Origin of the sequence: Enorma timonensis (genome assembly GCF_000321165.1) — a bacterium.
Lineage (GTDB): Bacteria > Actinomycetota > Coriobacteriia > Coriobacteriales > Coriobacteriaceae > Enorma.
This window is the reverse complement of the sequence record NZ_CAPF01000043.1, coordinates 18,901-31,305: the sequence shown is the minus strand read 5'-3', so window position 1 is coordinate 31,305 and position 12,405 is coordinate 18,901. Positions and strand designations below refer to the sequence as shown.

The 12,405-nt window shown below is 68.6% G+C and carries 6 protein-coding genes; 4 read left to right on the top strand and 2 right to left on the bottom strand.

Annotated elements, in window-relative coordinates; all coding sequences use genetic code 11:
- Positions 1-1,362, bottom strand: a 1,362-nt coding sequence (locus BN423_RS04940) for a glutamate synthase subunit beta (protein ID WP_019239158.1), incomplete at its 3' end; no start/stop codon positions are given.
- A gap of 2 nt (positions 1,363-1,364) precedes the next feature.
- Entirely contained in the window at positions 1,365-6,077 is a 4,713-nt protein-coding gene (gene gltB, locus BN423_RS04935) for a glutamate synthase large subunit (RefSeq protein ID WP_019239157.1), read from the bottom strand.
- A gap of 476 nt (positions 6,078-6,553) precedes the next feature.
- Here gltB and BN423_RS04930 point away from each other — a divergent pair, with 476 nt between their 5' ends.
- The 4 genes from BN423_RS04930 to BN423_RS04915 all read left to right on the top strand — a co-directional run bounded on the left by BN423_RS04930 (position 6,554) and on the right by BN423_RS04915 (position 12,240).
- Positions 6,554-8,644: a glutamine synthetase III family protein gene (locus BN423_RS04930; RefSeq protein WP_019239156.1), complete on the top strand. Its 2,091-nt coding sequence runs from the start codon at positions 6,554-6,556 to the stop codon at positions 8,642-8,644.
- A 297-nt stretch (positions 8,645-8,941) separates the two neighbouring features.
- Positions 8,942-9,262 carry a PTS sugar transporter subunit IIB gene (locus BN423_RS04925; protein WP_026089008.1) on the top strand — a complete coding sequence of 107 codons (321 nt, stop codon included), beginning with the start codon at positions 8,942-8,944 and terminating at the stop codon, positions 9,260-9,262.
- Positions 9,263-9,343: 81 nt separating this feature from the next.
- Positions 9,344-10,642, top strand: a complete 1,299-nt coding sequence (locus BN423_RS04920; protein ID WP_019239154.1) for a PTS sugar transporter subunit IIC — start codon at positions 9,344-9,346, stop codon at positions 10,640-10,642.
- Between the two features lie 146 nt (positions 10,643-10,788).
- The gene (locus tag BN423_RS04915; protein ID WP_019239153.1) at positions 10,789-12,240 is read left to right on the top strand and encodes a glycoside hydrolase family 1 protein; all 1,452 of its coding nucleotides are present in this window, start codon (positions 10,789-10,791) and stop codon (positions 12,238-12,240) included.
- The last annotated feature ends 165 nt before the right edge of the window (positions 12,241-12,405 follow it).

Here is a 12,405-nt window from a genome sequence, read left to right as displayed (position 1 = left end):
CGCGCCCGCAACCTCGCAGCGGTGCGTGCCCGCCTGCGTGCGCGGAAGCGGCCTGCCGGCGCCCGGGGCGGGGAAGTCGCAGCCGAAGGCCTCGTACACGGCGCGCTCCGCCCCGGTGAACCCGCAGGCGATGAGGACGAGCTGCGCCGGGAGCGTGCGCTCGCTGCCCTCCACGCGTGTGGGCGCGCCCGCGTCCCACGTAAGGTCGGCGACGGTCACGCCGCGCACCCGTCCCTGCGCGTCCGTCTCGATGCGCACGGTGTCGCAGCTCCACGAGCGCATCTCGCCGCCCATGAGCGCGATGGCCTCCTCCTGGCCGTAATCGGTCTTCTTCACCGTCGGCCACTGCGGCCAGGGGTTGTCTGCGCGCCGCGTCTCGGGCGGCTCGGGAAGCACCTCGAGCTCGCGCACGCTCCGCGCGCCCTGGCGCACCGCCGTGCCCACGCAGTCGTTGCCGGTGTCGCCGCCGCCGATGACCACGACGTCCCTGCCCTCGGCGGAGACCGCGGGAGCCGCGCCCGAGAGGTAGGCCTGCGTGGCGCCCGTGAGGTAGTCGACCGCCTGGTGCACGCCGGCCGCGTCGATGCCGGGGACGTCGAGCGTCCGCGCCTGGCGCGCGCCCACGGCGAGGACGATCGCGTCCGCGTCCTGTGCGATGCGCGCGGCGGCCTCGGGGTCGGCCGCATCGACGCCCAGGTGGAACGTGATGCCGAGCTCCTCCATGAGCGCGACGCGGCGCTCCACGACCTCCTTCTCGAGCTTCATCTGCGGGATGCCGTACATGAGCAGGCCGCCCGCGCGGTCGGCGCGCTCCCACACGTCCACGCGGCAGCCGCGCCGCGCGAGCTCCCAGGCGCTCGCGAGCCCCGCGGGACCCGAGCCGATCACCGCGACGCGGGGCGCGTCGTCCGTAGGCGCGGGGAAGCGCGCCGGTCCGCCGTGCGCCCATTCGAAGTCGGAGATGGCCCGTTCCGTGTCGTGGATCGCGGTGGGCTCGCCCTCCACCGACCCCAGGTTGCACGCCGCTTCGCAGAGCGCCGGGCACACGCGGCTCGTGAACTCGGGCAGCGGGTTCGTGAGCGCGAGCCGCGCCGCCGCCTCGTCCCAGCGCCCCTGCCAGACGAGGTCGTTCCACTCGGGGATGAGGTTGTGGAGCGGACAGCCGCTCGGCCGCGCGTCGCCGAAGGAGATGCCGGCCTGGCAGAAGGCCACGCCGCACATCATGCAGCGGCTCGCCTGGATGCGGCGCTCCTCCTCGTCGACCTCAACGTAGAGCGGGTTGAAATCCCGCGCGCGCTCGTCGATGTCGCGCAGGCGGTGCGTGACGCGCCCGTGCGCCAGGAACGCTCCCGGCTTTCCCATCGCTATCGACCCCCTTCCCGAGGTGATACATTGGTGTCAGTCACCTTTTTATCACCTGGATCCTGCGCCGCCTCGTAGGCGCGCTCGAGTGCCTGCTCATGCGTGAGGCCGGCGCGCTCGGCGGCCTCGATCACCTCGGTCGCGCGCTCGTACGCCTCGGGCACGACCTTCACGAAATCGCGTGCGCAGCTATCGAACTGGTAGAGCATGCGGATGCCGCGCGGGCTCTGCGTGGCGCGCACGTGCTCCTCGATGAGCTCTCGGATGCGCGCGAGCTCCTCTGCGCTCGGGCGCTTGAGTTCGACGGTGTCGGGGTTCACGCGCCGCGCGAGCGTGCCGAGCTCGTCGTAGACGTAGGCGATGCCGCCCGTCATGCCGGCGGCGAAGTTCGCGCCCACCTCGCCCAGGACGACGACCGTGCCGCCCGTCATGTACTCGCAGCCGCAGCTGCCCACGCCCTCGACGACCACGGTCGCGCCCGAGTTGCGCACGCAGAAGCGCTGGCCGGCGAGGCCGTTCACGTAGCCGCGCCCGCTCGTAGCGCCGAAGAACGCGACGTTGCCCACGATGATGTTCTCGTCGAACTTGAAGTTCGCGCCCTCCGGCGGGCGCACGGAGAGCGTGCCGCCGGAAAGCCCCTTGCCGAAGTAGTCGTTCGCGTCGCCCGCGACGGCGAGCGAGATGCCGCGCGGCAGGAAGGCGCCGAAGCTCTGCCCCGCCGAGCCTGCGCAGTCGATGCTGATCGACCCCTCGGGCAGGCCGTTGGGGTGCGCGGCGGTCACGGCGTGGCCGAGCATCGTGCCCACGCAGCGGTCCACGTTGTCGATGTCAACCTCGAGGTGGCACGGCGTGAGCGTGCGGCGCGCCTCCTCGGTGCGGGGGATGAGGAGCGTGGCGTCGAGCACGCGCCCAAGGCCCAGGTCCGGTGCCATCTCGGGCAGGAAGTGGCGCTCGCTCGCCCCGGGGATGTGCGCCCCGAACTCGCAGGCGCCCGGCTCGAGCACGGCTGAGAGGTCGAGGCTCTCGGCCTTCCGGTTCCCGGGCGCGCCCACCTGGCGCAGGCACTCGGGATGGCCGGCCATCTCCTCGATGGTGCGGAAGCCCAGGCGCGCCATGACCTGCCGCAACTGCTCGGCCACGAAGAGCATGAAGCGCTCCACGTGCTCCGGTTTGCCGGCGAAGTGGCTCCGGAGCCGGCAGTTCTGCGTGGCGATGCCCGCCGGGCAGGTGTCCTGGTGGCAATCGCGCTGCATGAGGCAGCCCATCGCGATGAGCGGCATGGTGGCGAAGCCGAACTCCTCGGCGCCCAGCAGGCACGCCACGGCGACGTCGGTGCCGTCCATGAGCTTGCCGTCCGCCTCGAGCACGATGCGCGAGCGCAGGCCGTTCTGCAGAAGGGTCTGCTGGGTCTCGGCCAGGCCGAGCTCGAGCGGCAGGCCCGCGTGCCAGATGGAGTCGCGCGGCGCCGCGCCCGAGCCGCCGTTGTGGCCGGAGATGAGGATCTTGTCGGCGCCGCCCTTCGCCACGCCGGTGGCGATGGTGCCCACGCCCGCCTCGGAGACGAGTTTCACGCTCACGCGCGCGCCGGGATTGGCGCACTTGAGGTCGTAGATGAGCTCGGCCAGGTCCTCGATGGAGTAGATGTCGTGGTGGGGCGGCGGCGAGATGAGGCCGATGCCCGGCGTGGAGCGCCGCACCTCGGCGACCCACGGGTAGACCTTCTTGCCGGGCAGGTGCCCGCCCTCGCCGGGCTTGGCGCCCTGCGCCATCTTGATCTGGATCTCGGTCGCCGAGGCGAGGTAGCGGCTCGTCACGCCGAAGCGCCCGCTCGCCACCTGCTTGATGGCGGAGTTCGCCGAGTCGCCGTTCGGGAGCGGGGTCTCGCGCCGCGGGTCCTCGCCGCCCTCGCCGGAGTTTGAGCGGCCATGGAGGCGGTTCATGGCGATGGCCATGCACTCGTGCGCCTCGGCGCTGATGGAGCCGAAGCTCATGGCGCCGGTATTGAAGTGCATGACGATGCTCGTCGCCGGCTCGACCTCCTCGAGCGGCACGGGCGCGCGCCCGGCAGCGTCGAAGTCGAGCAGGTCGCGCAGGCGCACGGCGCGCCCCGGCTGCCGCAGGTGGGCGCTGTAGCGCTCGAAGAGCTCGTAGTCGTCCGTGCGCACGGCCTGCTGCAAGAGGTAGATGGTCGTGGGGTCGATGAGGTGCTCCTCGCCGCCCTGGGGGCGCCACTTCGTGAGGCCGAGCGAGGGGAGCTCGGCGGGCGCGCGCCCTGCGGCGGCGCGGAGGGCGTCGTCGTAGCGCTCGTCCAGCTCGCGCTCGATGCCCTCGGTGTCGAGGCCGCCCACGCGCGAGACCGTGCCGCGGAAGTAGCGGTCGATGACCTCATCGGAGAGGCCGACCGCCTCGAATATCTGCGCGGAGTGGTAGCCCTGCGCGGTGGAGATGCCCATCTTCGACATGATCGACACCATGCCCGCCACGAGCGCGCGGTCGTAGTTGGCGATGCCCTCCGCGGCCGTGAGCTTGCGCCCGGCGCGGTCGCGCAGCGCCCCGCGGTCGGCGAGCGCGCGGATCTGCTCGTGCGCCATGAAGGGGACGACGCCGCTCGCCGAGTAGCCCACGAGCGCCGCCACGTCGTGCGCGGACACGGCGTCGCCGCTCTCGACCACGAGGTCGGCGAAGGTGCGCAGGCCGCGGGCGATGAGGTGGTGGTGCACCGCGCTCGTGGCCAGGAGCGACGGGATGGGCACCTCGCCCGCCTCGGCGCGGTTGGAGAGCACGACGATGTTCACGCCCCCGCGCACGGCCGCGGCGACCTCTTGGGAGAGGGCCTCGAGCGCCCGCTCGAGCGCGCCCGCGCCGGCGTCGCGCCGATAGACCGCGCGGAAGCGCCGCGTGGCGAAGCCGGTGCGGTCGATATGCTCGATGGCGGCGAGCTCCGCGGCGGTGAGCACCGGGGCGTCGAGCCGGATGAGCCGGCAGGCGCTCCGCGAGTCCTCGAGGAGGTTGCCGTGGTTGCCCAGGTAGAGCACCGTCGAGGTGACCATGCGCTCGCGCAAAGCGTCGATGGGCGGGTTCGTGACCTGGGCGAAGAGCTGGAAGAAGTAGTCGAAGAACGAGCGGGGCTTGCGCGAGAGGCACGCGAGCGGCGCGTCGATGCCCATCGAGGCGAGCGGCACGGAGCCGGTGGACGCCATGGGGGCGATGACCTCCTGCACGTCGTCCCAGTGGAAGCCGAGCACCTCGGCCTGCAGGGTGAGCTCCTCGGGCGCGGGGAGCGCCTGGGCGCCCGGGTCGGCCGCGCCGCGCGAGCGCTCGTCGTCCAGGAGGTCGGCGAGGCGGATGGTCTCGCTCTCGATCCACTCGCGGAAGGGCTTGAGCTTGGCGAAGCCCCGGCGGAGCTCCTCGTTCGAGCGGATGCGGCCGTGCTCGAGGTCGACCTCGATCATCTCGCCCGGTCCCAGGCAGCCCGCCGTGAGCACGTTCGCGGGGTCGATGTCGATGGTGCCCACCTCGCTCGAGAGCAGGAAGCGGTCGTCGCGCGTCACGTAGTAGCGCGCCGGGCGCAGGCCGTTGCGGTCGAGCGCGGCGCCGAGCGTGCGGCCGTCGGTGAAGGCGATCGCCGCGGGGCCGTCCCAGGGCTCCATGAGCATGGACTGGTAGGCGTCGTAGGCGCGGCGCTCGGGCGCGAGCGCGTCGTTCTTGTCCCAGGGCTCGGGGATGAGCATCGACACGGCGCGCGTGAGCGGTCGGCCGTTCATGACGAGGAACTCCAGGACGTTGTCGAGGATGGCGGAGTCCGAGCCCTCGCGGTCGATGACGGGCAGCGCCCGCTCGAGGTCGCCCTGGAGCACGGGCGAGTAGAGGTTGGGCTCGCGCGCGCGGATCCAGTTGACGTTGCCCTTCAGGGTGTTGATCTCGCCGTTGTGGATGATGAGGCGGTTGGGGTGCGCCCGCTCCCAGCTGGGCGTGGTGTTGGTGGAGTAGCGCGAGTGCACGAGCGCCACGGCGGTCTTGACCGCGGCGTCGTTGAGGTCCGCGTAGAAGCGGCGCATCTGCGTGGCCACGAGCATGCCCTTGTAGACGATCGTCCGCGCGCTCATGCTGCACACGTAGAAGATCTTGCCCGAGAGCTCGGGCGCGCGGGCGGCGCGCTTCTCGATGGTGCGGCGACAGAGGTAGAGCCGGCGCTCGAAGGCGTCGCCGGCGGGGACGCCGTCCGGGCGGTGCAGGAAGGCCTGCAGGATCGTGGGCATGCAGGCGCGCGCCGTCGAGCCCAGGTCGTGCGGGTCCACGGGCACCTCGCGCCAGAAGAGCACGGGGATGCCCTCCTCGGCGCAGCCCTCCTCGAAGACGCGCCGCGCGTCGCGCACGCCCACGGCGTCCTGCGGGAAGAAGAGCATCGCCACGGCGTAGTCGCCCTCGTCCGGCAGGATGTGCCCGCAGCGCTGCGCCTCCTTGCGGAAGAAATGGTGCGGCACCTGGAAGAGGATGCCCGCGCCGTCGCCCGTGGTGCGCTCGAGTCCCGTGCCGCCGCGGTGCTCGAGGTTCACGAGCACCGAGAGCGCGTCGTCGAGAATCTGGTGGCTGCGCGTGCCGTCGATGTTGGCGAGCGCGCCGATGCCGCAGGCGTCGTGCTCGAACTCCGGTCTATAGAGGGTGTGCCCCGTGCGGGGGCGGGGCTGGTGTGCGTCATGTTCAGGATGCTGCATGTACGGGCTCCTATCACGCGCGTCTCTTACCTATATCGGGGCGGGTTCCGGGGCGCCGCGCCGTTCGCGCCGGGGCGCCGCGCCATCCGTTCCCGTCATCGCGGCGACGCATGCCGCGCCCGCCGCCGGGTGAGCGGAAGGCGCCGACATCGTAGGCGTTCTCCTTTTCCCGCGGTTTGCCAACGTGTTTCGGTTGCATTACATCTCGGTCGCCGCCTCGTCGCGCTTCGCCGCGGCACCGGCCGCCCCCGCGCCTCGCGCGCCCCGTACCAGCGAATTTGCGGCGCGCCGTGCAGTTTTTTCGCAAAGGGGAGCGCTCGCGTGCCCGTCCGCGGCCGAGGTGCGGTACCCTCGAAGATGTTTTCCAGCAGTAACCCGTGCGTAACGGCCTCGCAATACGCCGCGGCTAAGCTGCTTGGTGTTCGCGAACCCATACCACCCCGGCGCGCCGCGCCCCATGCGAAGGGAGCTCAAGAATGGCCTCGCTCACCGACCGCTTCGGAACCATGGTGTTCTCCGAAAGCGTCATGAAGGACTATCTTCCCAAAGACGTGTACAAGACCCTCATCGCGACGATCGATGAGGGCGAGCCGCTCAACCTGGACGTCGCGAACGCCGTCGCGCACGCCATGAAGACCTGGGCGCTCGAGCACGGCGCCACGCACTACGCGCACTGGTTCCAGCCGCTCTCCGGCATCACGAGCGAGAAGCACGACAGCTTCCTGGAGCCCGTGGGCGACGGCACGGCGCTCACGAAGTTCACCGGCAAGGCGCTCATCCAGGGCGAGCCCGACGCCTCGAGCTTCCCCAACGGCGGCCTGCGCGCCACCTTCGAGGCTCGCGGCTACACCGCCTGGGATCCCACGAGCCCGGCTTTCATCAAGGACGAGGTGCTCTGCATCCCCACGGCCTTCTGCGGCTACAACGGCGAGGCGCTCGATAAGAAGACCCCGCTGCTGCGCTCCATGAAGGTGCTCGACACGCAGGCAAAGCGCGTGCTCGCCCTCTTCGGCAAGCACCCCAAGCGCGTCGTTCCAAGCATCGGCCTCGAGCAGGAGTACTTTCTCATCAAGAAGGACGCCTACCGCAAGCGCCGCGACCTCGTGATCTGCGGGCGCACGCTCTTCGGCGCCCCGCCCTGCAAGGGCCAGGAGCTCGAGGAGCACTACTTCGGCGCCATCCGCCCGAGCGTGTCCAAGTACATGAAGGCGCTCGACGACGAGCTCTGGGCGCTCGGCATCCCCGCGAAGACCAAGCACAACGAGGTCGCGCCCTGCCAGCACGAGCTCGCGCCCGTGTACACCGAGCTCAACGAGGGCATCGACAACAACATGCTCGTCATGGAGAAGATGAAGCTCGTGGCCACGGACTTCGATCTCACGTGCCTGCTGCACGAGAAGCCGTTCGAGGGCATCAACGGCAGCGGCAAGCACAACAACTGGTCGATCTCCGCCGACGACGAGAACCTGCTCGACCCGGGCGACACCCCGCTCGAGAACCTGCAGTTCGTGATCTTCCTCACCGCCGTCATCGCCGCCGTGGACAAGTACCAGGGGCTTTTGCGCATGTCGGTCGCGAGCTGCGGCAACGACCATCGCCTGGGCGCGAACGAGGCGCCGCCGGCCATCATCTCCATCTTCCTGGGCGACCAGCTCACCGAGGTCGTGCAGAAGATCATGGACGGCAAGGCCAGCGTGCACGCCACGCACGGCGTGCTCGACCTGGGCGCCGACGTGCTGCCCAACCTCGAGCAGGACAACACCGACCGCAACCGCACCTCGCCCTTCGCCTTCACGGGCAACAAGTTCGAGTTCCGTGCCGTGGGCTCCGAGCAGAACGCGAGCGATGCGAACCTCGTGCTCGACACCGCCGTGGCCGAGGCGCTCAAGGAGTTCGCGGACGCGCTCGAGGGCACGCCCGAGGATGAGTTCGCGGCCGCCGCGCTCGACTACTGCAAGAAGACGCTCTGCGCGCACCGCCGCATCCTCTTCAGCGGCGACGGCTACTCCGCCGCCTGGGAGGAGGAGGCCGAGAAGCGCGGCCTGCTGAACCTCCGCACCACCGCCGACGCGCTGCCGCAGATGGTCACGCCCGAGAGCCTGGCGCTCTGGCAGGGCATGGGCGTGCTCTCCGAGACGGAGGCGTTCAGCCGCTACGAGGTGAAGCTCGAGAAGTACAACAAGCTCATGAACATCGAGGCCACGACGATGATCCGTGAGGCGCGCCGCACGTACCGCCCGGTGATCACCGCCTACGCCACGAAGGTCGCCAAGGGCCTGGAGGCCATCCGCGCCGCCGGCGCCGAGGCCGCGATGACCTGCGAGCAGAACACGCTCAACAAGCTGTGCGGCGGCATCACCGAGATCAACGAGGCCATCAAGGCGCTCGACGCGGTGCACACCAAGGCCGAGGGCATCGTGGACTCGCAGGAGCAGGCGCTGTGCTACGCGCACGAGGTCGCGCCCGCCATGGAGCGCCTGCGCGCCTCCGTGGACGCGATGGAGGAAATCGTCGCGGCCGACTACTGGCCGGTTCCCACCTACGACGACATCCTGTTCTACGTGTAGGGTGTCCGCAGGGTGCGTGATAAAAAGGTGACTGACACCTTTTTCTCACGCGCGAGCGTAGGGGTCGTCTGCCCCGGCCAGGCTATTTCCGAAGAGAGCTCCCGCCCGGGGGCTCTCTTTTTGCGCCCGGGTGATAAAAAGGTGACTGACACCTTTTTATCACGCACCCTCTCGCCCCGTGCCGAGCAAAACGGCAGCTGAGAGCAAGCATTCCGTTCGAGATACGCTATAGTTGTCTCGTTTTCCGGGCGTCCCGAAACCGAAGGGGCGCCGCAGCTCATGAAGGGGGATATGTACATGAGGAAACTACGGGTGCTGCTCGTGTGCGGTTCGGGCGCAAGCTCGGGCTTCATGGCCGCCAACATTCGCAAGGCGGCGAGCGCGCGCGGCTTGGACGTGAGCGTCGTCGCGCGCAGCGAGTCCGAGATCGAGAGCTACATCGACGAGATCGACGTGCTCATGGCCGGTCCGCACCTCGCTTACATCATGGACGAGGTTGACGAGCTCGCCGAGGCGAACCCCGACCTCAAGGTGATTCTCATGCGCAAGGACTACTACGCCACGCTCGATGGCGAGGCCGCGCTCGATCACATGCTCGAAGAGGTCGGCGAGGCGTAACAGCGCGCCCGCTTCCCCGCATTGCCATATCCGCGGCGCGCCGCATGCCAGGCGCGCGCCGCAAACGAAAGGACTTGATTCATGGGCTTCATGAATTGGCTTGAAAACAGCTTCGCGCCCAAGATGAACGCGATCAGCCGCAACGTCTGGGTGACCTCCATCAAGGACACCATGCTCCAGATCCTGCCGTTCATCTTCGTCGGCTCGATCTTCTGCGTCGGCACCATCGTGGAGACGTTCGTGCCGCTGCCGTTCTCGTTCTGGACGCCGTTCGGTTGGACGATGGGCCTCCTCTCGCTCTTCGTCTCCTTCTTCCTGCCGCTCAACTTCTGTGAGCACAAGCGCCTGCGCAAGACGCGCCTCGTGGCCGCGGGCTGCGGCGTGTCCTGCTTCCTCATCTCCATCACCCCGCAGGTCATGATCGACGGCACCGTGGGCTTCAGCTCCTCGGCGCTCGGCGCGGGCGGCATGTTCTGCGCCATGCTCACGGGCATCTTCGTCTGCATCGTGTTCAACCTCTTCGGCAAGTTCACGTTCTTCAAGGAGGACAGCGCCATCCCGGACTTCGTGCGCCAGTGGTTCGACGCGCTCCTGCCCGTCACGATCGTCATCTTCGCCATGTTCTTCGTCGTGCAGGTGCTGGGCGTCAACCTCTACGCCGTCGTCGTGAGCATCTTCATGCCGCTCCAGACCGTGCTCAACACCCCGTGGGGCATGAGCCTGTTCTGGTTCATCACCTGCTTCATCTACTCCATGGGCATCTCCGGCTGGGTGCTCTCGCCCATCCAGACCCCCGTGCAGATGGCCACCATCGCGCTCAACCTCGAGCTCATCGCTGCCGGCACCGCCACCCCGGAGAACCTGGGCATCTTCAACTACACGCTCATGTTCGTGACCTACATGTGGTGGGGTGGCATCGGCTCGACCATGCCGCTCGTCATCATGATGCTCTTCTCGAAGGCCAAGGAGCTCAAGGCTCTCGGCCGCGCCTGCATCGCGCCCGCGATCTTCAACATCAACGAGCCCGTCGTGTTCGGCGTCATCGCCTGGCGCCCGGTCATGATGATCGCCATGTGGCTCCAGGGCATCATCATCCCGCTCTTCACCTATCTGGGCGTGAAGGTGCTCCAGATCGCGCCGTTCAACAACATCCAGTTCGACCTGTGGTACTGCCCGTACCCCATCGGCACCTGGATCTCCACGCAGTCCATCGCCGCCGTGCTGTTCGTGATCGCGTCGTTCGTGGTGTCCGGCCTCATCTGGTACCCGTTCTTCAAGACGTACGAGAAGCAGTGCCTGGCCGATGAGGCCGAGGCCGAGGCGAAGAAGGAGGCCAAGGCCGCCAAGAAGGCCGAGCGCCTCGAGGCCGCCGAGGCATAAGGGACGTGCCGTCGGGCGCTCCCGCAGCGCGCGGAAAGCCGCTCCGGGGCGCCCGCTGCGTCCCGCATAGCGCAAGGCAACCCGCGATGCCCCGTGCGACGACCTCCGGCCGCCCGCGGGGCATCGCCCATTTGGAAGGAATGAACATGCTCAAGGTACCGTCTGGCTTCCCCCAGGACTTCCTGTGGGGCGGCGCCGTGGCAGCGAACCAGTGCGAGGGCGCGTGGGACGTGGACGGCAAGGGCGCGAGCGTCGCCGACATCAACGAGTTCGTCGACGACATCGCGGTGGACAAGAAGGAGAACGGCGAGATCACCGCGGAGTACGTGCGCGGCGCCCTCGCCGCCGGCCCGGAGCGCATCTTCCCCAAGCGCTGGGGCATCGACTTCTACCACACCTATCCGGAGGATCTGAAGCTCCTCGCGGGCATGGGGCTCAAGACGTTCCGCACCTCCATCGACTGGGCGCGCATCTTCCCCAACGGCGACGACGCCGAGCCCAACGAGGCGGGCCTGGCCTTCTACGACCGCCTCTTCGACGAGATCCGCGCCAACGGCATGGAGCCGCTCGTCACCATCTCGCACTACGAGATGCCCATCGCGCTCACGCTCAACTACACCGGCTGGTACTCGCGCGAGGTCATCGATTTCTTCGTGCGCTACTGCCAGGTGGTGTTCGACCGCTACGCGAGCAAGGTGAAGTACTGGGTCGTCGCGAACCAGGTGAACTTCGTGGCGCTCGAGAGCTTCAACCACCTGGGCGTGGCGGCCGATAAGGTGGACGACCTGCTCTCGGCGAAGTACCAGGCCGTGCACCACGAGCTGCTCGCCATGGCGAAGGCCACGAAGTACGCGCACGAGCACCACCCCGGCCTCCAGATCGGCGTCATGGTGGGCGGGAGCCTCGCCTACCCGGCGTCGAGCAAGCCCGCCGACGTGCTCGCCACGATGCGCCACAACCAGATGGAGTGCTTCTGCACGGACATCCTTTTGCGCGGCACCTATCCGGGCTACGCGACGCACTTCTTCGAGGAGCGCGGCATCCATGTGGAGGTCTCGGATGAGGACCTGGCCGTGTGGGCGGACCCGGCGACGCTCGGCGACTTCTTCGCCATGTCGTACTACTACACCGACATGGTGACGGCCGAGGGCTTCGCGAAGGATAACCGCGGGCAGCGCAACCCCAATCTCGAGGCGAGCCCGTGGGGCTGGGCGGTGGACCCGCAGGGCTTCCGCTTCATGCTCAACGAGTACTACGACCGCTACCAGAAGCCGGTGTTCATCTTGGAGAACGGCCTGGGCGCGTACGACACCGTGGAGGAGGACGGCTCCATCCACGACGATTACCGCATCGCGTACCTGCGCGCGCACATCGAGCAGATGCGCGAGGCCATCAAGGACGGCGTGGACATCCGCGGGTACTACGCGTGGGGGCCGATCGACATCGTGAGCTGCTCGTCGTCGGAGATGAGCAAGCGCTACGGCTTCATCTACGTCGACCTGGACGACTACGGCCGCGGCACGGGCGAGCGCTCACTCAAGGACAGCTACGCCTGGTACAAGCAGGTCATCGCGACGAACGGCGAGGATCTGGGGTAGGGCGTCTTCGCGGGAGGCGCTGTGCGGGCGGCGGCGGGCTTGGGCTCGTCGCCGCCCGTTTCTGTTTGCGGGGTGCGCGGGTGATAAAAAGGTGTCAGTCACCTTTTTATCACACTGCGGTGATACCTCGACTTGACCTCTTTCGGTGATAAAAAGGTGACTGAC

Excerpts from the sequence above, each read along its gene's own strand:
- BN423_RS04930 (WP_019239156.1), top strand. The coding sequence starts at position 6,554 with ATGGCCTCGCTCACCGACCGCTTCGGAACCATGGTGTTCTCCGAAAGC.
- BN423_RS04925 (WP_026089008.1), top strand. The coding sequence starts at position 8,942 with ATGAGGAAACTACGGGTGCTGCTCGTGTGCGGTTCGGGCGCAAGCTCG.
- gltB (WP_019239157.1), bottom strand. The coding sequence starts at position 6,077 with ATGCAGCATCCTGAACATGACGCACACCAGCCCCGCCCCCGCACGGGG.
- BN423_RS04915 (WP_019239153.1), top strand. The coding sequence starts at position 10,789 with ATGCTCAAGGTACCGTCTGGCTTCCCCCAGGACTTCCTGTGGGGCGGC.
- BN423_RS04920 (WP_019239154.1), top strand. The coding sequence starts at position 9,344 with ATGGGCTTCATGAATTGGCTTGAAAACAGCTTCGCGCCCAAGATGAAC.